Source organism: Parasphingorhabdus sp. DH2-15 (genome assembly GCF_051668705.1).
Taxonomy (GTDB): Bacteria; Pseudomonadota; Alphaproteobacteria; order Sphingomonadales; family Sphingomonadaceae; genus Alterisphingorhabdus.
The window spans coordinates 1,335,764-1,361,047 of the sequence record NZ_CP196351.1; the positions used below are offsets into that span (position 1 = coordinate 1,335,764).

Here is a 25,284-nt window from a genome sequence, read left to right on the forward strand (position 1 = left end):
TGATTGCATGGATGAAACAAAAATCACAAACGCAGCTGTCATGCGGGTTGTCCAATATGACTTTGGCCATGATGGCCTGTATATCGCTCAGCGGCTGTATTACACTCGCGGCTCCGGATAAGCCGATTGTTATCGAGCTGAATATCAACATTCAGCAGGAAGTTGTGTATCGTCTTGATGGCGATGCGAAAAATTTGATCGAAGAAAATGAGGATATTTTCTGATGCTAATAAAGAATATTTCTGGCGCAAAATTGGCGCGAAAATTTTTACTGCCGCTGGCTGTCACTGCAATGATTGCGGCACCTGTTCCCGTATCGGCGCAAGACCTTAGTTATAAGTCAGCAAAATCTGCCGGCATTATTGGTGAAAAGCCGGATGGCTATTTGGAAGTCGTGAGCAGCGGTAATGCCGAAGCACGCAAGCTGGTTAATTCTGTGAATATTAAACGTAAAGCCAAATATACGGAATTGGCGGCGCAAAAAGGCGTTACCGTTCAAGATATTGCCTTTACCACGGGCTGCAATCTTATTGCGCAGACATCTCCGGGGGAGAAATATCTTGCGCCAAATGGGCAATGGATGACCCGAGATGGTTCTCCGCCACAGCGTGACGCACGCTGTCCTTAATGCATTATATCAGATGAATTTGGCCTCAAAGCCGATTTATAGATAAAGCGCTGCGCCCAGTCACTGGTTTGCGGCGCTTTATTTATTATCAATGATTATGCGCAGCTTTGCGCAATTGCTCTCTTGAGATGTTGACTTGCAGCCATGGTCTATCTAAACGGGCCGCGCCTAGGCGGAGTGCGCATAGGTTTAGCGTTGACACTATGGCTTTATAGCTGTTGAGACATTAGACTTATGAGCAATTCCGACGATAACCCAAAGGCAGACGACCCGCGCCTCGATTCCATAGATGACAGGCTGGATCGGCTTGATGCTGCGCTGCAACCAAAAAAATCTGGCGGCAGAGTAGAAGCGGACCCCAATTATCGCATTGGGAGCCGCGTTTTGGCCGATTTGATAGCAGGTGTTGCAGGCGGGTTGTTGTTTGGCTGGCTGTTTGATCGCTGGCTGGATACTACGCCATGGCTAATGTTGGTGTTCTTGTTTCTGGGCATCATTGTCGCTTTTAAAAATATTCTGCGCCTGACCAGCACAACGACTGGTAAGCCAGATAAAGAAGATAGAGGTTAATGTGGCCGGCGAATCAGGTAAAATTGATCCGATGCACCAATTTTTGATCGAACCGGTTGTGCCCGGTCTCGGTTTCGAAATTGGTGGCCAGTTCATCACACTGACCAACAGCGCGGTGTGGATGTTGCTGACACTCGTATCGCTGTGGATCTTCATGCAAGGCGGAATGCGCCGCGAGCTTGTGCCTGGCCGTTGGCAAGTGATGGTCGAAGGCTTCACCAATTTCATTGATGATATGATGATTACCAATATTGGTGAGCAAGGCCGCAAATATGCGCCTTATGTATTTTCACTTTTTATGTTCATATTGTTCGCCAATATTTTGGGCCTGATGCCAGTCGGTGTTTTGGGTCTCCATCCTTTCACTGTGACCAGTCACCTTACAATCACTGGGATTTTGGCAATAGTCAGCTTCTCCATTGTTTTGATTGTTGGTTTCTGGCGTCACGGTTTTCACTTCTTCTCGCTCTTCGTTCCGGAGGGCACTCCACTACCAATGATCCCATTCATTTTTGTGGTTGAGTTATTGTCATTCCTAGTGCGCCCCTTCAGCCTTGGTCTGCGGCTTTTTGTCGCCATGACCGCTGGCCATATCTTGTTGAAAGTTTTGGCGGGCTTTGTGATCAATTCGACAAGCGCTGGCGCAGCTTATGGCGTGCTTATTGGTATACCCAGCCTGACATTGATGGTGGGTATTAGTGCTTTGGAAATTCTGGTGGCTGTGGTGCAAGCCTATGTGTTTGCCCTGCTGACATCGCTCTACATCAATGACGCAGTTAATCTTCACTAATTTCATTTTTTATCGTTAAGGAGTAAGTATAATGGACGCAGAAGCAGCAAAGCTCATCGGTGCCGGTTTGGCCGCTATCGGTGCTGGTATGGCCGCCATCGGTGTTGGTAATGTTTTTGGCTCGTTCTTGGAAAGCGCTCTGCGTAATCCTGCAGCGGCTGACGGTCAGCAAGGCCGTTTGTTCATCGGCTTCGCTGCTGCTGAACTTTTGGGTCTGCTGGCATTCGTTGTCGCAATGATCCTGATTTTCGTTGCCTAATTTTTTTGCTGGTTGTCGCTAGACAATTTATTGTCTTTGCAACAACCGGCAAACCATTCTGACTGACGGGTATACGTCGTGCCACAAATTGCTCAAATTATGGAAACCTATGGGTCACAGCTATTCTGGCTGGTGATTTGTTTTGGTCTTATCTATCTCGTCATAGGGCGGGGCATGATGCCTAAGATTCAAGGCACTGTGCAGATGCGTGAAAAACGTATTTCTGACGATATGGCCGCCGCGCGTCTTGCCCATAATCAGGCGGATGAGTTGGAAGAGGCTTATAAAGCCCGTCAGGCAGAGGCTCGTGATGAAGCGCATAGTGTCATCATTGCAAGCCGTGAAAAAGCTGCAAAAAGTGCAGAGCGCCGTTTGAATGATGCAGACAAACGTGTTGCAGAAACCATGGCGGCTGCTGAAGCAGAACTGGCAACTCAGCGTGATGCTGCTCTGGCAGAGCTTGAAAGTTCTGCAACAGAAGCAACGCAGGACATTTTTGCAAAGCTGACCGGATCGAAAGTGACCAAAGCGCAGGCACGCACTGCGGTTAAGGGAGCGATGAAGAATGCTTGATTTGGTTTTGATTGCCGTTGAATCTGGCGGTGAGCCCTATGTAGAGAATGCCGTGTTCGGCATAACTGCTACGGCATGGGTTTCAATTTCCATGTTGATCCTAATCGGTATCATCCTCTGGAAAAAGGTGCCAGCAATGATCGGAGCCTCACTCGATAAACAAATTGCAGAGATTCGCTCGCATCTCGACGAAGCCAAGAATCTTCGGGAAGAAGCTGAAAAAATCCGTTCAGAATATGAGTCAAAACTGGCTTGTGCTGTCACCGAAGCTGACGAAATGAAGCAACGGGCAGAACAAGAAGCAGAAATGATTGTTGCTGAAGCCAAAGATAATGCCACTGCTTTGATTGCACGCCGCAAAAAACTGGCTGCTCAGAAAATTGACGCTGCTGAACGCGCGGCAATCGCTGATATTCAAAGTCATGTCGCAGATACAGCCATTGCAGCGTCGCAAGCGTTGATAGAAAAGCAGCATGATAAAGATAAAGACGGTGCTTTAGTGAATGAAACGATTGACGGCCTCACCACTGCACTCGGCAAATCAGTCCATTAAAATCATTTCTGTGCGCCGTCACGCGAATATGGCGTGATTGTTCATTCCAATTCAATATAGTGCAGGCTATTGTGCAAACATGATAGCCGCCATATTTCATCATTTTTCACGCTTGATAGCATCATGCATATTGCTTTGCATGGGCGTGCAACTCGCAAATGCACAGCAGCGACCGCCTGAAACCGTCAAACCCGTGCTCGACAATAGCTATCATGTCGCGGCCTGTTACCCGCATGATCCAAAAGCCTTTACCCAAGGCCTCTTCTTCTATGACGGCGCTCTTTATGAAAGTACCGGCCATGTCGGGCAGTCGACCATAAGGCGCATCAACCTTGAAAGTGGTGAAGTTGAGCAATCAGCCAATGTTCCACCGCCTTTTTTTGGTGAAGGCTCAGTACAGTGGAAAGATGAAATATTGTCTTTAAGCTGGAAAGCCGGTGTCGGATTTCGCTGGAATCTTAATGACTTCAAAGAGAAATCTCGTTTTTCCTATGCTGGAGAGGGCTGGGGACTTACCCGCACTGACAATGAGCTTATTATGAGCGATGGCACAAATCAGCTGCGCTTCATTGACCCTGAAGATTTTTCGGAAAAGCGGCGTATTGCGGTCACGGCCAATGGCCGGCCTATTGCACGCTTGAATGAGCTGGAATGGATAGATGGCAAAATATGGGCGAATATCTGGATGAGCAGCCAGATTGTTGGCATTAACCCAGACAGCGGTGCCATCTCCTCCGTTATAAACCTCAAACCTTTGACAGATGCGATAGCCTCTAGCGATTTTAATGCTGTCCTTAATGGTATCGCTTGGGACGCGAAGGGTGAAAGATTATTGGTCACTGGTAAGCGTTGGCCATGGCTTTTTGAATTGAGAAAAGGGCCGCCCACCAAAGATGCGGGATGCAAAACCTTGCCAGCGGCAAAGCTCTGAACATTTATTGCGCGGTTTATCCGGCTTTCCCTTTTCTAAAGCGCTTGCAATCGCCATAAAGTGGGCATGTCTGTTGATGATCCTGACCGCCCTGATGAGAAGGGGCCCTTGCCCGATGCTCCGGACAGGTTTCGCGAAGAAAAAGCGACCTATGCGGTGCGTGGCAGTGAGTTGCCGGATATAGATCGCGGCATATCGGTCATTCAATCAGTCGTTAAAAGCCTATCATCCACTCCCGGGGTCTATCGCATGCTCGATGCCCGTGGCGATGTGCTTTATGTTGGAAAGGCGCGAGCACTGAAGCACCGAGTGACCAGCTATACGCAGCAAGCGCGACTGCCCGGTAGGTTATTGCGTATGGTAGCGCAGACGCGCAGCATGGCGATTGTCAGCACTTCTAGCGAGGCTGAGGCCTTGCTGATGGAGGCGCAGCTCATCAAGCGCTACCGTCCACCCTATAATGTGCTGCTGCGTGATGATAAAAGTTTCCCCTATATCTTGCTACGCGATGATCATGATTTTCCCCGCATGTACAAATATCGGGGTGCGCGCAAATATAAGGGGGAATATTTCGGCCCCTTTGCCAGTGCAGGATCAGTCACATCGACCTTAAATGCCTTGCAAAAGCTGTTTCTGCTGCGGTCGTGCAGTGACAGTTTTTTCAATAACCGCTCGCGTCCATGCCTGCTTTACCAGATAAAGCGCTGCTCTGCGCCATGCGTAGATCGTATCAGCAAAGAGGATTACGCATCTTTGGTGCGCGACTCGCGTAATTTCTTGCAGGGCAAGTCTACGGATGTGCAGGAACGTTTGGCGGCGCAGATGCAGACCGCATCTGATGCACTCGATTTTGAAACAGCGGCACGTTATCGTGACCGTCTCAAGGCGCTGACCTTCATCCAAAGCGGGCAGGCGGTTCAGGCCAAGGGCGTAAGCGATGCCGATATTTTTGCTTTGGCGCAGCAAGGTGGAACGGCCTGTATTCAAGCATTTTTTATCCGCGCAGGGCAAAATTGGGGCAATCGCAGTTTCTTCCCTGCGCATGTTAATGATGTCGACCCCGGCCAGATTTTAACCAGCTTCATCATGCAGTTTTATCAAGACGTGCCGCCGCCGAAACTGATTTTGGTTGATCGGCCGCTGCATGAGCAAGAGCTGGTCAATGAAGCCCTGTCCGACAGGGTTAGCGGCGCATTGGAGATTGCAGTGCCAGTGCGTGGTGGGCGTAAAAAGCTGATAAGCGATGCTGCGCGCAATGCTGCTGAAGCATTGCAACGGCGTGTCGCGGAATCGAGCAGCCAACAAAAAAATATTCAGGCGCTTGCCGATTTTCTGGAACTTGACGGTCCGCCGCAACGCATCGAGGTTTACGATAATAGCCATATTCAGGGCAGCCATGCGCTGGGCGCGATGATCGTGGCCGGCCCGGAAGGTTTTATCAAAAACGCCTATCGCAAATTTAACATCAAGGATGAATCAACGGTACCGGGTGATGATTTCGCGATGATGCGCGAGATGCTCCACCGCCGTTTTGCCCGCGCTCAGCAGGAAGACCCCGAGAGGACATCGGGTAACTGGCCGGACTTGCTGTTGATTGATGGCGGCAAGGGGCAGGTAAGCGCTGTTGAAGGGGTTATGGCGGAACTGGGCATTGACGATGTGCCTTTTGTTGGCGTCGCCAAGGGGCCGGATCGCAATGCGGGAAGAGAGACTTTCTACTTTCCAGATGGCCGCGAGGCGACATTGCCGATGAACAATGCGTTGCTTTTCTTTCTGCAAAGGCTGCGTGACGAGGCGCATCGTTTCGCTATTGGGGCCCATCGTAAGAAACGAACGGCTGCTATGGGCACAAGTCCGCTTGATGAAGTTCCGGGCATTGGTCCAACGCGCAAAAAGGCATTGTTAATGCATTTTGGTACGGCGCGTGCCGTGCGCAATGCTTCACGCGATGATCTGCGCCGTGCGCCCGGAATTTCGGCCGCAATGGCTGACAGCGTTTACGATTTCTTCCACGGCTAAGCACGTGCATATAACCCCCTTTGATCGCGCTATTGTCTGCACCGTTAAACGGCATGGGGAAAGTTCGGTCATTGTGCGCTTGATGACCAGTGAGCAGGGGCTTTGCGCAGGCTATGTTCGCGGCGGTCATGCACGGGCACGGCGACCAATTTGGCAACCGGGCAATATCATTAACGGTCAATTGAAAAGCCGTGTCGAAGGACAGTTGGCCAGCTTGCAGGGTGAGCTGCAATTGTCCAGAGCGCCGCATTATTCCGAAGCCTTGGCGAGTGAGGCCATAAGCTGGATATGTCATGGCGCGGCCTTCATGCTGCCCGAGGGCCAAAGCTATCCGCAACTTTACACTGGATGTGCAGCTTTGTTGGACGCTGTGACTATGGCTCCGTCTGCCCGTGGCTGGGCAGAGGCTCTTATACGCTATGAATTATTATTGTTGGCGCAACTAGGTTTCGGCCTCGACTTGGACGTCTGCGCGGTTACGGGGGACGAGCATGACCTGACTTATGTGAGCCCGCGCACTGGCCGCGCTGTTAGCGAAGCGGCTGCGGGTACTTATCGTAAGATATTATTGCCATTGCCATCTTTCCTGAGTGAAGCTGCTGTCAGCGAAGAGTCGCGCCCATCTTCGCAAGACCTGTGTAATGGGCTGGACCTCACGGGGTATTTTCTCAAAAAACACTGTTTTTCGGAACGTGGTCAGGATATTTTTGCGGGGCGGGATCGTTTGATAGAGCGCTTGAGAACGGCTTTGCTGTGACCACATGATCTGGCCATGATACGATTAATTTCACTTTTGCGAGACAGAGGCTTTGCATTGTCGGATTTTATCGGCATAATTTCTTTATGCAGAGTCTCTTTGATTATAGCGCCGAAACGGAAGACGTAATTGTGCGTGTGGCCGTGAGCTTTTTGCCCGAGCAATCACGCAGTGATGATGCGCGTTGGTTCTGGGCCTATCATGTGCGGATCGAGAATCATGGAGATATGGCGGTCAAACTTTTGACTAGGCATTGGCTTATAACCGATGGTAGAGGCGGCCAGCATCATGTTGATGGCGAGGGCGTTGTGGGAGAGCAGCCCTATCTTCAGCCCGGAGAAACCCATGATTATGTCTCTGGCTGTCCATTGAATACGCCAACCGGCAGGATGGAAGGCATATTTCGCCTTATGCGCGATGATGACAGTATAGTGAATGCGACCATCCCGCGCTTCCCGCTAGTGGCACCGGCAATAGCAAGATGAAACGCACATTATTGCCGCTTAACGGCTTGCGTGTGTTTGATGCTGCTGCACGCCATTTAAGTTTCACCAGAGCTGCTGATGAACTTGCTGTGACACCAGCCGCAGTTGGCCAGCAAATACGCGCTCTGGAGGATTTGCTGGGGGTTATCCTTTTCCGCCGTACACCTAAGGGGTTGGAACTCACTGATGAGGCTTTGATGGGGCTTGATGCCCTAAGAAGCGGCTTCTTGCAGTTTGAAGAGGCTGTACGCGCCATACAGGCCGGTCAATCAAGCTATAGACTGACCATAGCCGCGCCGCGCGATTTTACGGAAAAGTGGTTGCATGCAAAATTGGCAGACTTTGCCAAGGCCAATCCGGAAATTCGCTATAACTTGGTTGATCTCGATGGCGATGTCGATTTTACTGAGGCGAATCTGGATATAGCGATCATGCTGGCTGAAGGGCCGGGCGATCATGAAGGCATGGTATTGGCTGAGGGTGAATTTGTTTGCGTTTGCGCTCCCAATTTTGACGCACATGACAATCAAAAAAATGCACAGATAGTGTGGCCGGGCTGTCCAAGAGAAGAACGCAGTCAGAAGCAAGAAGAAGAGCCCTATTTGCAAGTTGGTGATGCTGGCTTGGCTATTGAAATGGCCGCTGCTGGTCTGGGCTATGCCAGTGTGCCGCTTTTGTTAGCACAGCAGGATCTTAGCGCCGGCCGTGTCATTGTCCATAAAGCAGCCCGACCATCGCGCCGTTCTTATTGGATGGTTGCACCATTGCCGCAATGGAGGCAGAAAAAGGTCAAAGCCTTGGTTGCTGCACTGAGTGCTGAGTAATCCGGTCGAGGGCAATCTCTAGCGATCTGACAAGAGATTGAGCAATCGTGTCGCAAGTGCCAGAAAGCGGCCTTCGTCAACAGGCTGATTAACATCATTCCAGTGCATTGAGATGATATATTTTCGGCCTTGCCATGACTTTGTCAGAAAGTTCAAAGACATAACACCTGCTTCCGACCCACCTTTATAGCCCAGATATTGCCACTGCTCGGCTGCAAGGGGGCCAGCACCATTGTTTATTGCCATGATTTCCCGCGCTGTATCGCTCGCATTATCATCTAGATAAGCGAGCAGCCGGACAATATCATCAGGGCTGGCAAACCATTCAATTTCATTCACCAATGTCGGCCGTGCGGTTAGAAACCCGAAGTCGATACTTTCCAACGTCAATAAAGGGTCTATCTGGCGCAAATAGACACTTCGCTTCTCGCCCTTTTGGCCAAGATATATATCACGAAGCGCTGCATTGCCCGGTGTTTTTAGCGCGGTAACTTGGCGTGTCATCAAAAATGGTGTGAATTCGGACGGCTTATTGTGTCCTGCTTTGCGCACGATCGATTGCAGTGCATCCTGCCCCAATATGCGGATCAATGTATCGGTCGCGCTATTATCGCTAACTGAGATCATAAGAGTTGCCAATGTCTGCAATGTCATGGGCATATTGTCAGGCCAGTCCTGACTAACTCCGGAAGGATGGGATTTTGGACCAAGCCTGACAACATCAGACCATTTGCGTTGGCCAGACTGTATCTGGCGATCCAATTCTGCGAGGATGTAGAGTTTGAAGGTAGAGGCAATCGCAAAACGTGATGTGCTGTCTTTTCCGGCTATTGATAGCAATGTTCCGTTTTTAATCTCTGTTACGCTTACTCCCGTTCGACCGGGCAGATCAGCGATTGATTGCAGCACTTCATCTATGCTGCTGTCTGCGCTCGCAAAACCTGTAATTCTGAAACCAGAGATTACATTGGGATCATTGGGTTCAAGAGAAATGATAAACTGCCCGATTGATTTCTCATATTGCACACGAAAGGTGGCATAATTGGGGTCGCGTTCGGTGATGGAAAGAATAGTCAGAGGCTTTCCGTGCTGACTGGTCAATTGACTAACAATAAGGCGCAATTGCTCTGTGGAAACAGCATTGCGAAAATTCTGATTGAATATGTCGCTTTTAATGTCTTCACCTTGCAACAATGCAAAAATATCGTTGATCCTGCGTTGCATCGGGGCGTCAGCGCTATTAGGTGCAGGCGCTAATTGCGGGCTGGCTATAGCCGAACCCTGAGGCAATAAAATTTGGCTGCTGAAAAACAGAGCCAGCAAAAGGGTCTTTAAATATCCTTTTGCATGGTTAGGCATCAATAGTGTCCCGATCCACTTCTGACGCATTATCTTGAATAAAACGGAACCTGTGCTCAGGATGCTTGCCCATCAGACGATCAATCAAATCCTTTGTGCCAGCCCGATCCTGATATTCACGAGGCAGCTTGATTTTCAATAATGTCCGGCTTTTTGGGTCCATTGTCGTTTCGCGCAGTTGTTTGGGATTCATCTCCCCCAAACCTTTAAAGCGACTGACCTCGACCTTTTTGCCTTTGAATAGGGTTTTCTCAAGCTCCGCACGATGTGCATCATCCCGCGCATAGGTACTTTGTGCGCCAGACACGAGACGATATAGCGGTGGCTGCGCGAGATAGAGATGACCGTTCTTCACCAGTTCTGACATTTCCTGGAAAAAGAATGTCATCAACAAGGTCGCAATATGCGCCCCATCAACATCAGCATCGGTCATCACGATGATGCGGTCATAGCGCAGAGCAGTATGATCGCATTGCTTACCCATGCCACAACCCAAGGCTTGGGCAATGTCGGCAATTTCCTGATTGGCATGGATTTTCGCGCTTGTGGCGGAAGCAACGTTGAGGATTTTGCCGCGAATTGGCAGGATGGCCTGTGTAATGCGGTCACGTGCCTGTTTGGCGGAACCGCTAGCGCTGTCACCCTCTACAATGAACAATTCTGTGGTGACATCTTTGCCACCGGTGCAATCAGTTAATTTGCCGGGCAATCGCAATTTGCGCGACGATGTCGCAGTTTTGCGTTTTACCTCACGCTCCGCCTTGCGTTTTAGGCGTTCGTCCATCCGCTCCAAAACTATGCCGAGCAAAGCTTTGCCGCGGTCCATATTATCGGACAGAAAATGATCAAAATGGTCACGCACGGCATTTTCCACCAACTTGGCAGCATTGGCTGAGGTTAAGCGATCTTTCGTCTGGCTTTGAAATTGCGGGTCACGGATAAAGACGGACAGCATCATTTCCGCGCCTGTCATAATATCATCGGCGACCAACTGACTGGCCTTTTTCAGATTGACCAATTCACCAAAAGCACGGAGCGATTTTAACAAAGCTGCGCGCATGCCATTTTCATGCGTACCGCCATCAGGGGTAGGGATGGTGTTACAATACCAGCTATGGCTGCCTTCGCTCCATAATGGCCAAGCGACAGCCCATTCAACGCGGCCCTCGGCGTCTGGAAAGTCTTGTTTGCCGTGAAAGAATTCTGATGTCGCACATTCACGTGAACCAAGCTGCTCGCGCAGATGATCCGACAGGCCGCCGGGGAAGCAGAATGTGGCTTGCTCTGGAACATCGTCACTGGTGAGTTCAGGGGAGCAGCGCCAGCGTATTTCTACGCCTGCAAACAAATAAGCCTTTGAACGTGCAAGCCTGAATAATCGCGCAGGCTTGAACTTCGCTTTTTCACCAAAAATCTCTGTATCAGGAACAAATCTTATGCTTGTACCGCGCCGGTTTGGCGCGCTGCCCACCTTTTCGAGCGGTGCCAGTGACTTCCCTTGAGAGAATTTCTGGACATATAGTGACTTTTCGCGAGCGACTTCGACACGTGTTTCGCTCGATAGAGCATTAACAACGGATACACCAACGCCGTGCAAACCGCCGCTAGTCGCATAGGCCTTGTCAGTAAATTTGCCGCCCGAATGCAATGTTGTCAAAATCACCTCCAAAGCAGACTTGCCAGGATATTTTGGATGTGGGTCGACGGGAATACCGCGACCATTGTCTGAAATGGTCAGTCTATTGTCAGGCTCTAGGAAAATCTCAATTCGGTTAGCATGGCCGGCAACGGCTTCGTCCATGCTGTTGTCCAACACTTCTGCTGCAAGATGGTGCAGGGCGCGCTCATCAATGCCGCCAATGTACATACCTGGGCGCTTGCGAACCGGCTCAAGCCCTTCCAGCACCTCAATGGCGGTGGCATCATAATTTCCCGAACTGGATTGTGGGGCGCTAGCAAAGAGATCATCATCATTATCCATGCGGTCACATTAGTGCGCGAACAAGCCGCTGTACAAGGAAGATCGCCATTTATCTCCACAGTCTTATGACAGGTTGTAACTTTTTTACCATGGCGTGCGAAACCCAAGCAACGAGACTATAATCTGGAGGTTGAAAATGCAGGCTGCTAAAAAGATATTGTTCACTGGATTAGCTGGATTAGCCATTTTGGCGGCAGGGCAAAGCGCCGTCGCGCAATTTGGAAACCCCACACAGGTTGAAAAATTCGCTGTTCATGATGAGAACAGTATTTCAGCAATCTCCTATTCTGTTATTGATCAAATTCTGGAAGCCTTTGTTATCGAAGAGCGTGGCCGCAGCGTAGTACGTTACAGCGTGATGAAAGGCGCAGGCCAGCGTGCTATTGAAAGTGTCGTGAGCGGATTTGAAAATATTCCACCTGCTAAACTCAATCGTGATGAGCAGCTCGCTTTTTGGCTAAATCTCCGTACACTAATGGTTCTACACAGTACCAGTTCGGCATATCCATCGGCCGATCCGAAGCTATTATTACAACCTAATAGCGGCTTTCTTAATACACCTCTGATTACCATTTCGGAGGAAGATTTGAGTATTAGTGATGTCGACAACATTTTGCTAACACATTGGAAGGATGAACCCAATTTGGTGTTCGGCCTTTTTGTTCCGACGCAAGGTAGCCCAGACTTCCCAGTAAAAGCGTTTGACGGGGCTTCTGTAAAAGAAGATTTGGAAGCTTTGGGCCGCAAATTTGTTAATCGCAAAGACGTGGTTAAGGCAAGCAAAGGTAAAGTGACAATAGCGCAATTCCTGGTCGATTATCAGGATCATTTTGGCGGTGAGGCTGGTTTGGTTTCTCATGCGAAATCCTTGGCGTCACCAAAATTAGCAGCGAAATGGTCACAAACTGCACGATTACAGCCTAAAGCCAATTGGAGTTTGAACGAACGTAAAGAGCGCAGTCTTGCAGCTGGTCGCGGTCGTGGCGGTTTTGGAGGCGCTGGTGGCGGCTTTTCTGGAGGCGGTGGCGGATTCTCTGGCGGAGGTGGCGGCGGCTCATAAACAGACGCCATAATCAAGTAGATTGCTAATTGTAGGATAGTCTGATGGTAATAGGATCCCGTAATCTTTGGTGGGTTGCGGGAACCTTTCTGACGATTATATTCTCTGCTTTCTGTGCAGCTATATCTGTGCAATTTGCATGGAATATACCGCTCTTTGATCGGCCTATATTGACCTTTACAGGGCTTTTGGTCAGCGCCAATATCCTTTTTGTCACATGGTTTGTTCTTGCACGAAAACATCTTGATACTGCGCATAAATATATCCCTAACCGAGACGATTTTTGGAAAACTGCTCTATTCGTTTTTGCGATAGGTTTGATTGCGCGCGCGGCACTATTCGCATCTAGCCCCATTCTTGAAGATGATTTTTATCGTTACATGTGGGACGGGGCCGTTAGTGCAGAATCTCTCAACCCTTATGAGCACGCACCTGATAAATTTGCTGTTGCTCCGGATGTTGAGCAGTTGCTTAATCAGCTCAAAGTTGATGCTGATCCGTTGCCAACAGGGTATGAAGATTTGGCAAAGCGCGGTGAGGAGGCTTTGCTGCGTACCAACAATCCCAACATCACAACCATCTATCCGCCTTTGGCGCAGGCAGGCTTTGCTCTTGCTTATATGATCGCACCTTTTGATATTGTTGGTTTACGAATTGTCAGTTTGATCGCTGAAATCCTTGCTTTTATCTTCATGGCTTTTGCTTTGCGCACTGCAGGACAAAAAAGCTTCGGATTGGCACTATATTGGTGGCACCCAATGGTGCTTAAAGAGTTTGCCAATACCATGCACATGGATGTTCTGCTGATGCCTTTTATCGCATTGGCATTGTTGATGATCATATCGCGCCGCGAATTTTTTGCGCAATTGGCTCTAGGTTTGGCAGCAGCTATTAAGATATGGCCGCTCATGCTCATGCCCTTTATCGCGAAACGCGATATACGCTCTATCGCTTATGTTGCTACTGGCGTTGCTATATTGCTTTTTCTGATGCTACCACAATTGCTAGCCTTGGGTGAGGGCGCTGGATTGACTCGTTTTGGGCAAGATTGGCAACGCAATAGCTTTGCCTTCACGCTAGTAGATGGTGGGTTATCCTACATTACTCCGCTTAGCGGAACATTGGTTCGCTTGCTTATAGCAGGGCTTTTCCTTTTCTTTATTGTGCGTGTCTGGTGGTATGAAAAATTACAGGTTGATGGAGCCAAAAGCCTAACAACGTTTCACCATATGCGCGCCAATAAGATAATAGATGCCAGCATATTGACGATCACTTTATTATGGCTTGTTCTGCCGACGGGATATCCTTGGTATACATTGTGGTTGCTGCCGTTCGCAGTGTTGCGTCCGAACTTTGCTGCCATTTTGCTCACGGCCACCTGTGGCTTTTACTATATGGATTTTTATGCTCAATCATTGCCAGAAACGTCCTTTCTGCAATGGTTGCCCGCAGCGGTGTGTGCAATACCTGTCTGGATAGCCCTTGCTTTCCAGATGCTTAGAGGAAAGAATGGTGTTAATGTCTAAACCATCTACGCCTCTCAAACAAAATGCCATCATTACGGTTATTATACCTGCTAGAAATGAGCAGCATGCCTTGGTGAAGATGTTGCCTGAAATTCCGCAATGGTGTGATCATGTTGTTATAGCCGATAATGGTTCAACCGATGACACTGTAAATATTGCGCAAGCAAATGGCGCGATTGTGACTTCCGCACCTGTTGCAGGATATGGTAGAGCCTGTCTTGCCGGCATCGCGGTAGCAAAAGAATTAGGCAGTGATATTATCGTTTTTCTCGATGGTGATCGCAGCGATTATCCTGACCAGATGCAGCGACTGGTGGAGCCTATCCTGTCCGGTCAGAATGACATGGTCATCGGCTCACGTATGCGAGGAAATCGTGCACCAGGCGCACTTACACCACAGCAATATTTCGGCAACAGCTTGGCATGCTCTCTGATCAAATTATTTTGGGGCTTTCGCTATACCGATCTTGGGCCATTTCGCGCCATATTGGTCGATGCGCTCGACATACTTGAAATGCGATCACCAACCTTTGGCTGGACAGTGGAAATGCAGATCAAAGCTCTGCAACACGGTTTGTCAGTCAGTGAAGCTCCTGTAGATTATCGCAAAAGAATTGGTATCTCTAAGATTTCAGGAACTGTAAGCGGTGTAATCTTGGCCGGTTATTATATATTGAGCACAATTTTTTCGGCAGCGCTGCAAGATGTCTCTTTAGCAAAGCGACCATTATTCTCACGGCCTGCAGCATTGCCTGGCCGCGATGAGAAACTGGCGGCTATTCACCAAAACTCCGCGTAATATCGCGCACTGTGCATATAAAAAAGCCGGTCATGCTTTCTGCATAACCGGCCTTTATAGTTATTTGATGCCCTTAGATTATTTGGCGAGGTTCAAATTCCAGTTATAATCATAGCTGTCAATTTTGGTGCGACCTTTCAATTTGGCTTTGGTCGCTGCATTGGCATAGCGGCGAGCATGACGCAGAACAGCACCTTGGCTGCCCCAATCGGACTGATACCAAGAGAAAATTGACGAGGCTTGCAGCTCGCCACCTTTTACAACAAAGGCGCGGTCATGATTGATAAAGCTACGTGCGGCGGCTTCCAATTTTGCGTTGAGGTTCGCTGCGGTATAGGGCCTGCTGGAGAGGTTAGGGCAGCCAATAGATGCACAGTTTACGGCATAGTGAATGCGAACATCTTTCCATATTGGGCGCAGAATCCGGTGCTCAATATCGTTCAAGGAAAGTGAAACGCCGCGCACTTTCAAAACCTTATCATCCCATGGGCCAAGGGTTAGGAAGCTACGCACATTGCGGATTGAGGAAACGGGATAGGCTTCGATAACCAGATCAACAGTCTTGGCGTTGTACAGGTTAATCCAATACGCCATTTGCTGATTTTTGGTAAGACGGTCGACATTAACCGCTTCCAGTTGCTTGATATATTTGCGCAAATTCGCCTTATCAGCAGCAGATACCTTGCCATATTTCACCAGATTGATACCGGTGCGGCCGCGAACGACATTGCGTGCAAGAAAGCTCGAATAGAGGCTGTTATCAACTTTGATCGTTGGTGTTTTTGCGCTTTTTGTCCAGCGTGCCCAGAGGTTCTGCTTTGGGGGCCCCAATTGAGCAGATGCCGGCTGAGCGGCCATCACAAATGCTGAAAATATTATGGTCAATGCCAATATGGTCTTTGCCAATAGGCGGGGTAACCTAGTGGGTGCGCTATTTGGCGAGGACAGGATGGTGGCGGGGGCAGTCATCATATCGGGTTCCTTTCAAGACGTTACCCAATGTTCGTCGACTGCACGGAAATAGTTACGCTTGCGAACAATTCACAGCGTATTGATGGATTACCGCCAGATAATCATGATAAATTAGCGGACGCGCGGGCCACCAAATGGTAGCGGTGGTGGTGGACGACGTGTTCCGCGAGGCAATTGTGCTTGATAAGCACGGCCACAATGTTCGACGCAATATGGGAATCCAGGGTTTACCTTTGATCCGCAAAAATGAAAATCAGGTTCGCCCGGGTGACCCATTGGCCAGCGACATACCTTGTCACTCAGATCGAGCAGACTGGTTTTGTCAGCGATTTCCGGGCTTGGCTTTGCGGGAACAAGGCGGCGCGGCGGAGCAGGCGGAATGGGTGCCTGTTGATCACCGGGGCCTTGGCGCAAAAACCCGCCAGGGCCCACGGATACGATTTTGGGCATTGGGGATGGCTGCCACTGCGCATTATTATTGGTGACAGGTGCCGCCGGTTTTGCAGCAGGGCTGGCCTGTGGAGCCGCCTGTGTAGGAGACTTCTTGGTTGGCGTGGGTGCAGCTGCCTTTGTCTTAGGTTTTGCTACCTTTTCCTTCGCCTTGCGAGCGGTTTTGGCTTTCTTATCGCCAGACTTAACAGGCGATGGTCGTGACTTCAGGCCCAGTCTATGGGCTTTGCCAATAACGGCATTGCGACTGACGCCGCCCAGTTCTTCTGCAATCTGGCTGGCTGTATTGCCTTTTTCCCAGAGCTTTTTCAGCTGGTCAATTCTTTCGTCAGTCCATGCCATCTTTATCAAACTTCCTAATGCTCAATGTTTCACCCGATCAGGGGCATAACCTCTTGCGCTGTCGCATAAGCTCCGATACTCGCAACATCATGGTACAGCAACCCGAAATGCACGATTTACCCGAGCCTGGTTTCTCTGAACCCGGCGTATCACGCATCGCCCGGATAAACTGGACGGGCCTTCATGCTCTTTATATGAAAGAGGTGAGGCGGTTCTTCAAGGTCAAGTTGCAAACACTTTGGGCTCCAGCGGTCACAACCCTGCTTTTTCTAGTAATTTTTAGCGTTGCTTTGGGACGGGGCGGGCGCACGGTTCTGGACGTGCCATTTTCAACATTTGTAGCGCCGGGTTTGATTGTTATGGCGATGCTACAAAATAGCTTTGCCAATGCCAGCTTTTCCCTTCTCGCCGGAAAATTACAGGGGACAATTATCGATTATCTCATGCCGCCTCTTTCAGTGGGTGAGGTGCTTGCAGCTCTGGTCGGCGGCGCACTAACCCGTGCAGTATTGGTGGGTATGACGATATGGCTTGCAATGTTCCTTTGGCCAGATGTCAGTGTGAATATAAGCCACCCGCTATATGTAATATTTTTCGGCCTGATGGGCGCTATAATGCTTGCCTTTATGGGTGTTCTTACATCTATTTGGGCGGAAAAATTTGACCAGAGTGCCATGATCACAAATTTCGTCGTCGCACCTCTTTCTTTGCTGTCTGGCACGTTTTACGTGATCGACAATTTGGCTCCTGCATTCCAAATCATCAGCCAAATTAACCCGTTTTTCTATATAATATCTGGCTTCCGCTATGGTTTTATAGGTTCAACTGATGGGTCATTGGCTATTGGTGCAATCGTGCTGCTATTCACCAATATTATATTGGCAACAATCAGCTATATGTTGTTGAAAAAAGGTTGGAAAATCAAATCATAGCGTGCAGTTAATGGCGACTGCGCAATTGATATCCGCCGTTACTATCTTTGTGAAATAGCTGCTCTATAGACGGATGACTGACCGGTATCTCGCTATCATCGGGCACAAGATTCTGCTGGCTGACATAGGCGACATAGCTATTCTCGCTATTCTCTGCGAGGAGATGATAAAAAGGCTGGTCCTTTGGGGGGCGAATGTCGATAGGAATGGCCTCATACCATGCCTCGCTATTGGCGAAGATTGGATCAATATCATAAATGACACCGCGAAAATCGAACAAACGATGACGCACAATATCACCCACCGCAAATTTCGCGCTGCGCACAATTGGCATAGTATCGATTAATTCGCGTTCGCCGGCCAAATTGGAAAGTTGGGGGTTTTTGCCATCCATATCTCTAATTTAGCGATGCCCGAAGGATCTGCAAGGCGTGTACGGCAAAACTGTCGGTGATTGGCGGTTATTGGCCTTGGCAATTGTGGATGAATGGTTTAGTGGCGCACGTCTTCGGCTGTTTGATGGACCAAAATATATCGCAGTCAAGACGAAGGAGAGGTGCCGGAGTGGTCGAACGGGGCGGTCTCGAAAACCGTTGTGGGCTCGCGCCTACCCAGGGTTCGAATCCCTGTCTCTCCGCCATTTTTTCCGTCTACCGTTTAGCTGCTTGAGACCGGCTCCGAGTTCGAGCTCTGTCCCGAACTCTCCGCCATAATGGTTTGTATTTGGGCGAATTTAAGTTTGAAGTCTTTTTCGTGATCTTTACAATGGGTAATAAATACACTCTTCAAATAGTAGGCAAACATTGTCTAAAAATACCATCAGGGCTTTTTAATGAGCAACAGCGACAAGATATTAGCAGAGGCTAAAGAGAGGTATAAGTCCGATGGTGATGTGAGAAATCTATTATTGTTTCTTCATAAAAACGGCTTTTCTCAAGGCTTGAGTACAGTTTTCCTGATATCTTTAGGGCTTGGTGAAACCAATCATTGTCGTGATATTGTTTTGGCATCTGGTTTTTGGAACGGTCAAAGTCAGTAATTCGCCTTATTCGTTCGCGTGTTTGCAACTTTTTTGCCTTAACTCTAGGTAGCATCTACTAGGAATTGTTGCGGCCTACCCATCTTTCGTTTCTGCAGATTTGCGCGGTTTGTAGCCCCTTTATCCTGTAAAGAGCAGCATTTTTTCCTTATTTTGTAAATTTCTCTTGATATCTAGCAACTAAGAGTTATCTATCTACCACTAGGTAGATAATTGAGTCGTTATGGAGACTATAATGCACTTACATGCGGATTTTTCGAAGCGGGTGGTCGTGGATAGCACGGCACTTCCTTGGGAGGATTCTCCTATGAAAGGAGTGCAAAGACGCAAGCTGGACCGGATAGGCGACGAGGTGGCGCGGGCTACATCGCTTGTGAAATATGATCCACGATCTTATTTTAGCCCCCACACACATGATGGCGGTGAGGAAATATTTGTTGTCGATGGTGTGTTTTCCGATGAGCATGGAGACTATCCCGCCGGTACATATATTCGCAACCCAATAGGCACGCGCCATAAGCCGCATAGCGAAAATGGCTGTATTATATTCGTGAAACTGCATCAGTTCGATAAAGATGATGCAAAGCAATTCACCGTTGATACTCTAACGGATGATTTCCAGGATACCGACATTGCGGGCATGACCGTTCTGCCATTGCATAGCTTTGGCACAGAAAACTGCTGCCTTGTGCGATTAGCAGCCGATACCAAGGGCGAGATTGGCGAAGACATTGGCGGCAAAGAAATTCTGGTACTTGAGGGCACTGTCTCCGACAAAAATGGACATTATACAAAAGGGACATGGCTTCGTATCCCGCATGGAACAGTGCATCAATTTTTCTCTAGTGATGGGTGTCTATTTTATCAAAAAACCGGTCACTTACCGCAAAAGTAAAGGTTTTCTCTCCCTATCCATAACCCCTGAAAGGACATAATATGATTGGATACACAACATTAGGCGTTACAAATCTGGACGCCGCGAAGACATTTTATACTAAGCTGCTGGATGCAGAAGTTCTGCTTGACGTTGGCCGTCTTGCTATGATCGGTAAAGATATGGCTGAACCCAAAATCGCGGTATGTGAGCCATTTGATGGCAATGCGCCGTCGGTCGGCAATGGTTCAATGACAGCTATTCCCGGTGGATCGCGCGAAGGGGCGGATAAGCTATATCATAAAGCTATTGAGCTTGGCGCGACATGCGATGGCGCACCTGGATCACGCATTGAAGGGGCTTTCTACGGCGCATATGTGCGTGATCCTGATGGCAATAAGCTATGCTTTTTCGACTTTAGCTAAAAGTCGATAGTCTAAGAAGATAGGGGGCATGGAACTTTAGTGTCCATGTCCCCTTATCAATGCTTCAAAGGTTATTTGTTCATGCTCTGGCATGGCGGGCATAAATATTGGCTAATTTTGTATCACATTGTTACGATACATTAATATGTGTTTTCATCCTTAGTGCATCCTGTGTCCAGATAAGCCAAACCTTAGACGGAAAAGGCGCGGGCTAGTGAGTGATCACAAAGATATTACGGAGCGTCATGTGCCAGAGTTAAAACCCAGCCTTCAGCATATATCACAGAAATTGATGGCTGCGCGGCACGCTGCTACTGGCTTACCCGGCTTTCCTGGCAAACTACCAGAAACTCTCACTGATGCATATACGGTTCAGCACATATCTAGGGAAATATGGCCTGATAGAGTCGCTGGATGGAAGGTCGCCGGGATGCCTACTCATTTTGTTGAAAGTCTTGGGGTAACCAGACTCGCAGGCCCTATCTTTAGCAATTCAATTGTAAGGGCTCGCCAAGACAGTGTTGCCGAAATACCGATATTTGATGGCGGTTCTTGTGCTATCGAACCGGAGTTTATCATTGAACTAGGCAATAGCCGCGCTGATGATCGTATGTATATTGGTGCAGAAATCGCAGGAAGTCCAATCCCAGCGATTAACAATCTTGGTCCCATCGCAGTGATCTGTGATTTTGGGAATAATAACGGCATGTTATTGGGACCAGAAATCGAAGATTGGCAATCTAAGACACCTGACACTTTGGTGGTTGAAGCACATATTGATGGTGAAATGATTGCTACAAGAGCTTTGGAGGATTTAAGGAAAGGCCCTTTAGAAGCTGTGGATTTCTTATTAGACCATGCGAAGAAACACGGTATCAGTATGCCCGCGGGGACTTTCGTATCGTCCGGGGCTATAACAGGTGTACATGAGGCAAATATAGGTACTCAAGCACATCTTAATTTCGGGTGCTATGGCAGTCTTGATATGGTTCTCGTAAGAACGACGGTTATTTAACGCAAAATAGCGGCTTTTCTGCTGTCACCAGCGCGGAATATTAATGTATCCACGCGCGTGCCTGTTCCAAGGTTGACGCGGTTTTCTTGCCGTTGCCAGATGTTCGTCAAAATCTGCGAATATATTTGCAACTCGCTACCAATGCCGGGCGAGGGTGCTTCCTGAAATATCAGCACATTTCCGCCCTCAATCTCAGTGCCTAGCAGCGCCATTTTGAGGGTTTCGCCATTGCTGCTGACAGTGAAATTTTGATCAACATATAATGCAAAAGCGCGGCGGCTATCGATATTGGTGACGATATCCGGCGCTCGCTCACCCTGCCATTTCAAGGCATGTTCTGCATCATGTAGAGGGACACGGTGCACAACCTCCACCATGTTGGTGCGGCTATTATGCGATATGGTAGAGATTGTTATTTTTTGCTGATGCGCAATTGCGGGCAAGGCCAGTAATGCCGCGAAAACACATATCAGTAGTTTTGCAAGGTGCTGCTTCACTCCTGCGCACCTTGCGATTCTGCCATCAAGTCGCGGCCCACACGCGAATTTCTGTCCGGTGATTTGAATGCCTCTATGCGGCTTGGTATAATCTGACGTGGATAATGATTATTCGCAATATCCGCATCGGCCGTTTCCCAATCCGGATCAACCACTACTTGTGTCAATTCCTTGCCTTTCGGGAATACCAGCAGCTTTCTGACTTGGCGTGAATTGCGCCGCCAGATTTCCGCAGGAATATTCATTTTCTCTGTCGATCCATCGGCGAAGGTAAGACCCAATATGATCGGCATAACCAGTCCACCCTTATTGGAGAAGCTCAGCACATAATAATTGGCATCTTCTGCCACGGCCCGGTCAAAAGCCTGACGCATCCACGGTTCATCCAATGATTCCAAGAAGCTGTCATATTTTTTGCTATCTTTTGGGGTTACTGTGAATTGGTCATTCTGGTCGTAAAAGTCGGTTATCCCGGGGTTCTCTAACACCCAGATTGGCAGACCCTGCTGACGGTTTAGTTCGACACCAACCTTAGCTGGTTCCCCCGTTAATTCCTGCCGTCGTCGTGGCAAATCGATATCTGGGTTTGCCGTATCTATACGCAGTCGGTGAATTGTATCGAGAGAAATATCAACATGATCGGTTGTGTAGAACCAACCGCGCCAGAACCAATCCAGATCGGTTCCCGATGCTTCCTCTATAGTGCGGAAAAAGTCAGCAGGTGTAGGGCGCTTATACTTCCAACGACGTGCATATTCTTTCAATGCGAAGTCGAAGCGCTCACGGCCAATGACGGTATCACGCAAGATGTGAAATGCTGCCGACGGTTTGCCATAAGCATTTGGCCCCAGATTTAGCACACTGTCTGATTGGGTCATAATCGGAACCTGCTGGTTTGATGTCATATAAGGAATCAGATCGCGTGGCAGGCTGCGTGTCCATGGCATGTCAGGATCCCATTCATAACCTGCTACTGAATCGAGGAATGAGTTGATGCCCTCATCCATCCATGTCCATTGTCGCTCATCTGAATTCACGGTCATTGGGAAATAGATATGCCCGACCTCATGAATGACCACACCAATCAGGAATACCTTTTCTGACAAGGAATAGGTGCGCGTACCGTCTTCATTAAGAGTGGTCCGCGGGCCATTAAAGGTGATCATGGGGTATTCCATGCCGCCAACTGGTCCATTGACTGATTGAGCAGTGGGATAGGGATAATCAAAGCTGAAGCGTGAATAGACCTTCATTGTGTGCACAATGGCGGCGGTGGAATATTTGCGCCAAAGTTCGCCGCCTTCTTTGGGCCAGAAAGACATGGCCATAACCGTTGAATTTTTCGCACCTGGCTGGCGATGCCCTTGCGCATCCCATGCAAATTTACGGCTTGAGGCCCATGCGAAGTCTCGAACATTTTGTGCAGTAAAGCGCCAGCTCTTGGTACCATTTGGACCGGTACGCTCATTGGCTTCGGCTTCCTCTGGCGTAACAATAAACACTGGGGCATTGGCAGTACTCGCCGTTCTTAAGCGTTGGCGCTGTGTAGCTGTCAAAACTTCTGCCGGGTTAGCGAGCACGCCTGTTGAAGAAACGATATGATCATCTGGTACTGTCATAGTGACATCGTAATCACCAAATTCCAGAGTGAACTCACCGCTGCCCAAAAACTCCTTATTGTGCCAACCTTCATAATCAGAATAGGCAACAAGGCGCGGGAACCACTGAGCGAGCAGAAATATATCATTCCCGCCGGGACGTGGATCATCCGGGAAATGTTCATAACCAGAGCGAGCACGAACCGCGTCTTCTTCAACAATATTATAAGCCCAGTCGATTTTGAAACTCACAGTTCTGCCTGGTGCAAGCTGGGTTGGCAGATCGATCCGCATGAGCGTTCCGACAATCGTATATTTTAGCGCAGTGCCATTAGAAAGGCGGACGCTGCCAATCTCATAGCCATAATTGTTATCGACCAAAGATTGCTGCCGGCGAATTTGTCCCAGCGATAATCTGGCAGGGTCATTAAAGCGTGCACCGGAAACGCCGACGCCATTTGACGACGAACCACCAAAAGTGCGCGTGGTCTCTGCTATTGAATCGCGGCGGAAAATGTTCTGATCAAGTTGCATCCATATCCATGGGAGTGTGTCCGGCGAATTGTTGGTATAGCTGATTGTCGCCTGTGCAGTGATACGACGCTTATCTTCGTCCAACTGCGCATTAATCCGGTAATCGGCCTTTTGCTGCCAATATTGATGGCCAGGTGCGCCCGATGCATTGCGATAGACATTAGGGTCAGGGAGAACTTCGTCGAGTTGGCGGAACTTGTCTTGAAAGTCGCCTTTTGTTTGCTGAACACCTTGCGCAAATACAGGTGAAGCCATGAGCAAAAATGCGATGCAGGCGATGAGTCTCAATGTATGTTCCTTCGCAGCTTGTTTCAACGATCCGGTCCTAAAACGAGTCTTTGTCATAATATTATGTATCCGCAGATGTTTTCGGAAACGGATAATTAATGATGAAAAAACTGATTTTAGAAAAGTTGTTATGCAACCGAAATCGTTAGAGAATCGATGTATTTAGAGGTAACACTGAAAAATTAGGCGATCAATTGCTCGTTGGCGAGCAACCTCTCTATTTATGATATGAATAGGATAATGGTTTGCTCTATTCTGATGGCAAGATAGCGGTCAATTCGTCTAACCCAAGAGCAAGATTGATATTTTGCACGGCCTGAACCGCTGCACCTTTCAGCAGATTGTCTTCTGCCGCAACGACAGCGAGATGCGCTTTATCTGCGCTCAGGCTGATGCCACCAATGATGACACCTAGATTGCCCGTTCCGTCTCTTAGTTCAGGCTCATGTTCTTGCAGAGAAACAAGTGGCTCATCGTCATATATTTGCGCATATAAAGCGAGCGCACTTTGTTCATCCAGCTCACCATTAAGCGGAATATTTACGCTCGTAACAATACCGCTAAAGGCAGGATGAACATGTGGCATAAAACGTATAGCCGTACCCAGGTGCCGTGTTGCTTCACGTTCATGATTATGATTATGCAGCTTATATGGCATAAGATTATCGCGTAATTTCGCCACATCATTTTTGGGGCTGGGCTTGGTGCCAGCGCCTGAATATCCTGAAACACCAAAAGCAACTGGAGTGCCATTGATAAAGGGCAGCACAGGGGCAATTGCGAGCTGAATGGCCGTTGCATAGCAGCCAGGATTTGCGATGCGTTTTGCGCGTTTAATGTTGGCGCGATTGCGTTCTGGCAGACCATAAACCCATTGATCGGTAAAGCGATAATCAGCGGATAAATCGACGATGATTGTATCGGGGGAGAATGTATCGATCGCGGCGACATAATCCGCCGCAGCACCATCAGGGGTTGCAAGAATGACGACATCAGCGCGGCGCTTCGCAACATCTTCTGGAGATAGTGCAGAGAAATTCAATTTTGTAATTTCAGGCGCAATATGGGTGACTGGCATGCCTGCAAATTCACGGCTATTGGCAAAGTCTAGCTGCAAATTCGGATGACGAGCGATGATCCGCAATAATTCGCGCCCTGTATGGCCACGCGCGCCCACTAGCCCCAGAGAATAGGGTTTTGTCAT

The 25,284-nt window shown here is 48.8% G+C and carries 28 protein-coding genes and 1 tRNA gene; 21 read left to right on the top strand and 8 right to left on the bottom strand.

The features are described from left to right. Positions 1 to 11 precede the first annotated feature (11 nt). The 12 genes from ACR9YC_RS06215 to ACR9YC_RS06270 all read left to right on the top strand — a co-directional run bounded on the left by ACR9YC_RS06215 (position 12) and on the right by ACR9YC_RS06270 (position 8,389). Positions 12 to 224: a YnbE family lipoprotein gene (locus ACR9YC_RS06215; protein ID WP_438731308.1), complete on the top strand. Its 213-nt coding sequence runs from the start codon at positions 12 to 14 to the stop codon at positions 222 to 224. Continuing rightward, the gene (locus ACR9YC_RS06220; protein WP_438731311.1) at positions 224 to 628 is read left to right on the top strand and encodes a YdbL family protein; all 405 of its coding nucleotides are present in this window, start codon (positions 224 to 226) and stop codon (positions 626 to 628) included. The genes ACR9YC_RS06215 and ACR9YC_RS06220 overlap by 1 nt, the downstream gene beginning before the upstream one ends. Before the next feature lie 234 nt (positions 629 to 862). Next, the gene (locus ACR9YC_RS06225; RefSeq protein ID WP_438731314.1) at positions 863 to 1,198 is read left to right on the top strand and encodes an AtpZ/AtpI family protein; all 336 of its coding nucleotides are present in this window, start codon (positions 863 to 865) and stop codon (positions 1,196 to 1,198) included. Between the two features lies 1 nt (position 1,199). After that, the gene (locus tag ACR9YC_RS06230; RefSeq protein ID WP_438731316.1) at positions 1,200 to 1,988 is read left to right on the top strand and encodes a F0F1 ATP synthase subunit A; all 789 of its coding nucleotides are present in this window, start codon (positions 1,200 to 1,202) and stop codon (positions 1,986 to 1,988) included. A 31-nt stretch (positions 1,989 to 2,019) separates the two neighbouring features. Then, the gene (locus ACR9YC_RS06235) at positions 2,020 to 2,247 is read left to right on the top strand and encodes a F0F1 ATP synthase subunit C (protein ID WP_017670380.1); all 228 of its coding nucleotides are present in this window, start codon (positions 2,020 to 2,022) and stop codon (positions 2,245 to 2,247) included. A 99-nt stretch (positions 2,248 to 2,346) separates the two neighbouring features. Next, positions 2,347 to 2,820 (top strand): F0F1 ATP synthase subunit B family protein, encoded by a 474-nt coding sequence (locus ACR9YC_RS06240; protein WP_438731656.1) that lies wholly within the window; start codon positions 2,347 to 2,349, stop codon positions 2,818 to 2,820. Beyond that, positions 2,813 to 3,373: a F0F1 ATP synthase subunit B family protein gene (locus ACR9YC_RS06245; protein ID WP_438731319.1), complete on the top strand. Its 561-nt coding sequence runs from the start codon at positions 2,813 to 2,815 to the stop codon at positions 3,371 to 3,373. Before ACR9YC_RS06240 ends, ACR9YC_RS06245 begins: the two co-directional genes overlap by 8 nt. 139 nt (positions 3,374 to 3,512) lie before the next feature. Next, the gene (locus ACR9YC_RS06250; RefSeq protein WP_438731322.1) at positions 3,513 to 4,304 is read left to right on the top strand and encodes a glutaminyl-peptide cyclotransferase; all 792 of its coding nucleotides are present in this window, start codon (positions 3,513 to 3,515) and stop codon (positions 4,302 to 4,304) included. Positions 4,305 to 4,370: 66 nt separating this feature from the next. Beyond that, entirely contained in the window at positions 4,371 to 6,323 is a 1,953-nt protein-coding gene (uvrC, locus tag ACR9YC_RS06255; protein ID WP_438731325.1) for an excinuclease ABC subunit UvrC, read from the top strand. Between the two features lie 4 nt (positions 6,324 to 6,327). Next, positions 6,328 to 7,080: a DNA repair protein RecO gene (gene recO, locus ACR9YC_RS06260; RefSeq protein ID WP_438731328.1), complete on the top strand. Its 753-nt coding sequence runs from the start codon at positions 6,328 to 6,330 to the stop codon at positions 7,078 to 7,080. 86 nt (positions 7,081 to 7,166) lie between these two features. After that, positions 7,167 to 7,565 carry a Co2+/Mg2+ efflux protein ApaG gene (apaG, locus tag ACR9YC_RS06265; protein ID WP_438731330.1) on the top strand — a complete coding sequence of 133 codons (399 nt, stop codon included), beginning with the start codon at positions 7,167 to 7,169 and terminating at the stop codon, positions 7,563 to 7,565. Then, on the top strand, positions 7,562 to 8,389 hold the full coding sequence (locus tag ACR9YC_RS06270) for a LysR family transcriptional regulator (protein WP_438731333.1): 828 nt from the start codon (positions 7,562 to 7,564) through the stop codon (positions 8,387 to 8,389). Before apaG ends, ACR9YC_RS06270 begins: the two co-directional genes overlap by 4 nt. Before the next feature lie 18 nt (positions 8,390 to 8,407). Here the strand turns inward: ACR9YC_RS06270 and ACR9YC_RS06275 are convergent, their stop codons facing one another. Both ACR9YC_RS06275 and parE read right to left on the bottom strand, forming a co-directional pair. Then, positions 8,408 to 9,748, bottom strand: coding sequence for a serine hydrolase (locus ACR9YC_RS06275; protein ID WP_438731334.1), 1,341 nt, complete (start codon positions 9,746 to 9,748; stop codon positions 8,408 to 8,410). After that, complete coding sequence (gene parE, locus ACR9YC_RS06280) at positions 9,741 to 11,729, bottom strand: DNA topoisomerase IV subunit B (RefSeq protein WP_438731337.1); 1,989 nt, start codon at positions 11,727 to 11,729, stop codon at positions 9,741 to 9,743. The genes ACR9YC_RS06275 and parE overlap by 8 nt, the downstream gene beginning before the upstream one ends. A gap of 136 nt (positions 11,730 to 11,865) precedes the next feature. On the opposite strand from parE, the gene ACR9YC_RS06285 reads away from it, so the two are divergent. The 3 genes from ACR9YC_RS06285 to ACR9YC_RS06295 are packed head-to-tail and all read left to right on the top strand — an operon-like array spanning position 11,866 to position 15,114. Further along, positions 11,866 to 12,789 (top strand): DUF547 domain-containing protein, encoded by a 924-nt coding sequence (locus ACR9YC_RS06285; RefSeq protein ID WP_438731658.1) that lies wholly within the window; start codon positions 11,866 to 11,868, stop codon positions 12,787 to 12,789. Positions 12,790 to 12,833: 44 nt separating this feature from the next. After that, complete coding sequence (locus ACR9YC_RS06290; RefSeq protein WP_438731340.1) at positions 12,834 to 14,315, top strand: glycosyltransferase 87 family protein; 1,482 nt, start codon at positions 12,834 to 12,836, stop codon at positions 14,313 to 14,315. Further along, positions 14,308 to 15,114, top strand: a complete 807-nt coding sequence (locus tag ACR9YC_RS06295) for a glycosyltransferase family 2 protein (RefSeq protein WP_438731343.1) — start codon at positions 14,308 to 14,310, stop codon at positions 15,112 to 15,114. Before ACR9YC_RS06290 ends, ACR9YC_RS06295 begins: the two co-directional genes overlap by 8 nt. Before the next feature lie 78 nt (positions 15,115 to 15,192). Here the strand turns inward: ACR9YC_RS06295 and ACR9YC_RS06300 are convergent, their stop codons facing one another. Beyond that, complete coding sequence (locus ACR9YC_RS06300; RefSeq protein ID WP_438731346.1) at positions 15,193 to 16,086, bottom strand: DUF547 domain-containing protein; 894 nt, start codon at positions 16,084 to 16,086, stop codon at positions 15,193 to 15,195. Between the two features lie 111 nt (positions 16,087 to 16,197). After that, on the bottom strand, positions 16,198 to 16,878 hold the full coding sequence (locus tag ACR9YC_RS06305) for a GcrA family cell cycle regulator (protein WP_438731349.1): 681 nt from the start codon (positions 16,876 to 16,878) through the stop codon (positions 16,198 to 16,200). Positions 16,879 to 16,967: 89 nt separating this feature from the next. Between ACR9YC_RS06305 and ACR9YC_RS06310 the strand changes: the two genes are divergently transcribed. Further along, on the top strand, positions 16,968 to 17,810 hold the full coding sequence (locus ACR9YC_RS06310; RefSeq protein WP_438731661.1) for an ABC transporter permease: 843 nt from the start codon (positions 16,968 to 16,970) through the stop codon (positions 17,808 to 17,810). A gap of 7 nt (positions 17,811 to 17,817) precedes the next feature. On the opposite strand, the gene hspQ is transcribed toward ACR9YC_RS06310, so the two are convergent. Next, positions 17,818 to 18,144 (bottom strand): heat shock protein HspQ, encoded by a 327-nt coding sequence (gene hspQ / locus ACR9YC_RS06315; RefSeq protein WP_438731664.1) that lies wholly within the window; start codon positions 18,142 to 18,144, stop codon positions 17,818 to 17,820. A gap of 216 nt (positions 18,145 to 18,360) precedes the next feature. Here hspQ and ACR9YC_RS06320 point away from each other — a divergent pair. From ACR9YC_RS06320 to ACR9YC_RS06340, 5 genes are all read left to right on the top strand, one after another. Beyond that, positions 18,361 to 18,450: transfer RNA gene (locus ACR9YC_RS06320), tRNA-Ser, on the top strand. Between the two features lie 192 nt (positions 18,451 to 18,642). Further along, entirely contained in the window at positions 18,643 to 18,849 is a 207-nt protein-coding gene (locus ACR9YC_RS06325) for a hypothetical protein (protein WP_438731352.1), read from the top strand. Positions 18,850 to 19,156: 307 nt separating this feature from the next. Then, on the top strand, positions 19,157 to 19,744 hold the full coding sequence (locus tag ACR9YC_RS06330; RefSeq protein WP_438731355.1) for a cupin domain-containing protein: 588 nt from the start codon (positions 19,157 to 19,159) through the stop codon (positions 19,742 to 19,744). A gap of 41 nt (positions 19,745 to 19,785) precedes the next feature. Next, positions 19,786 to 20,148: a VOC family protein gene (locus ACR9YC_RS06335; RefSeq protein WP_438731358.1), complete on the top strand. Its 363-nt coding sequence runs from the start codon at positions 19,786 to 19,788 to the stop codon at positions 20,146 to 20,148. Positions 20,149 to 20,362: 214 nt separating this feature from the next. Further along, positions 20,363 to 21,163: a 2-keto-4-pentenoate hydratase gene (locus tag ACR9YC_RS06340; RefSeq protein ID WP_438731361.1), complete on the top strand. Its 801-nt coding sequence runs from the start codon at positions 20,363 to 20,365 to the stop codon at positions 21,161 to 21,163. Here ACR9YC_RS06340 and ACR9YC_RS06345 read toward each other — a convergent pair. The 3 genes from ACR9YC_RS06345 to argC form a co-directional block, all read right to left on the bottom strand. After that, a complete protein-coding gene (locus tag ACR9YC_RS06345; protein ID WP_438731364.1) occupies positions 21,160 to 21,660 on the bottom strand; it encodes a DUF6702 family protein in 501 nt (166 codons plus the stop codon). The genes ACR9YC_RS06340 and ACR9YC_RS06345 overlap by 4 nt on opposite strands. Continuing rightward, entirely contained in the window at positions 21,657 to 24,137 is a 2,481-nt protein-coding gene (locus ACR9YC_RS06350; RefSeq protein ID WP_438731367.1) for a M1 family metallopeptidase, read from the bottom strand. Before ACR9YC_RS06350 ends, ACR9YC_RS06345 begins: the two co-directional genes overlap by 4 nt. 193 nt (positions 24,138 to 24,330) lie before the next feature. Then, a complete protein-coding gene (gene argC, locus ACR9YC_RS06355) occupies positions 24,331 to 25,284 on the bottom strand; it encodes an N-acetyl-gamma-glutamyl-phosphate reductase (protein WP_438731370.1) in 954 nt (317 codons plus the stop codon).

Excerpts from the sequence above, each read along its gene's own strand:
- ACR9YC_RS06215 (WP_438731308.1), top strand. The coding sequence starts at position 12 with ATGAAACAAAAATCACAAACGCAGCTGTCATGCGGGTTGTCCAATATG.
- ACR9YC_RS06220 (WP_438731311.1), top strand. The coding sequence starts at position 224 with ATGCTAATAAAGAATATTTCTGGCGCAAAATTGGCGCGAAAATTTTTA.
- ACR9YC_RS06225 (WP_438731314.1), top strand. The coding sequence starts at position 863 with ATGAGCAATTCCGACGATAACCCAAAGGCAGACGACCCGCGCCTCGAT.
- ACR9YC_RS06235 (WP_017670380.1), top strand. The coding sequence starts at position 2,020 with ATGGACGCAGAAGCAGCAAAGCTCATCGGTGCCGGTTTGGCCGCTATC.
- ACR9YC_RS06240 (WP_438731656.1), top strand. The coding sequence starts at position 2,347 with ATGGAAACCTATGGGTCACAGCTATTCTGGCTGGTGATTTGTTTTGGT.
- ACR9YC_RS06245 (WP_438731319.1), top strand. The coding sequence starts at position 2,813 with ATGCTTGATTTGGTTTTGATTGCCGTTGAATCTGGCGGTGAGCCCTAT.
- ACR9YC_RS06250 (WP_438731322.1), top strand. The coding sequence starts at position 3,513 with ATGGGCGTGCAACTCGCAAATGCACAGCAGCGACCGCCTGAAACCGTC.
- uvrC (WP_438731325.1), top strand. The coding sequence starts at position 4,371 with ATGTCTGTTGATGATCCTGACCGCCCTGATGAGAAGGGGCCCTTGCCC.
- apaG (WP_438731330.1), top strand. The coding sequence starts at position 7,167 with ATGCAGAGTCTCTTTGATTATAGCGCCGAAACGGAAGACGTAATTGTG.
- ACR9YC_RS06270 (WP_438731333.1), top strand. The coding sequence starts at position 7,562 with ATGAAACGCACATTATTGCCGCTTAACGGCTTGCGTGTGTTTGATGCT.
- ACR9YC_RS06275 (WP_438731334.1), bottom strand. The coding sequence starts at position 9,748 with ATGCCTAACCATGCAAAAGGATATTTAAAGACCCTTTTGCTGGCTCTG.
- parE (WP_438731337.1), bottom strand. The coding sequence starts at position 11,729 with ATGGATAATGATGATGATCTCTTTGCTAGCGCCCCACAATCCAGTTCG.
- ACR9YC_RS06285 (WP_438731658.1), top strand. The coding sequence starts at position 11,866 with ATGCAGGCTGCTAAAAAGATATTGTTCACTGGATTAGCTGGATTAGCC.
- ACR9YC_RS06290 (WP_438731340.1), top strand. The coding sequence starts at position 12,834 with ATGGTAATAGGATCCCGTAATCTTTGGTGGGTTGCGGGAACCTTTCTG.
- ACR9YC_RS06295 (WP_438731343.1), top strand. The coding sequence starts at position 14,308 with ATGTCTAAACCATCTACGCCTCTCAAACAAAATGCCATCATTACGGTT.
- ACR9YC_RS06300 (WP_438731346.1), bottom strand. The coding sequence starts at position 16,086 with ATGATGACTGCCCCCGCCACCATCCTGTCCTCGCCAAATAGCGCACCC.
- ACR9YC_RS06305 (WP_438731349.1), bottom strand. The coding sequence starts at position 16,878 with ATGGCATGGACTGACGAAAGAATTGACCAGCTGAAAAAGCTCTGGGAA.
- ACR9YC_RS06310 (WP_438731661.1), top strand. The coding sequence starts at position 16,968 with ATGGTACAGCAACCCGAAATGCACGATTTACCCGAGCCTGGTTTCTCT.
- hspQ (WP_438731664.1), bottom strand. The coding sequence starts at position 18,144 with ATGCCAATTGTGCGCAGCGCGAAATTTGCGGTGGGTGATATTGTGCGT.
- ACR9YC_RS06325 (WP_438731352.1), top strand. The coding sequence starts at position 18,643 with ATGAGCAACAGCGACAAGATATTAGCAGAGGCTAAAGAGAGGTATAAG.
- ACR9YC_RS06330 (WP_438731355.1), top strand. The coding sequence starts at position 19,157 with ATGAAAGGAGTGCAAAGACGCAAGCTGGACCGGATAGGCGACGAGGTG.
- ACR9YC_RS06335 (WP_438731358.1), top strand. The coding sequence starts at position 19,786 with ATGATTGGATACACAACATTAGGCGTTACAAATCTGGACGCCGCGAAG.
- ACR9YC_RS06350 (WP_438731367.1), bottom strand. The coding sequence starts at position 24,137 with ATGACAAAGACTCGTTTTAGGACCGGATCGTTGAAACAAGCTGCGAAG.
- argC (WP_438731370.1), bottom strand. The coding sequence starts at position 25,284 with ATGACAAAACCCTATTCTCTGGGGCTAGTGGGCGCGCGTGGCCATACA.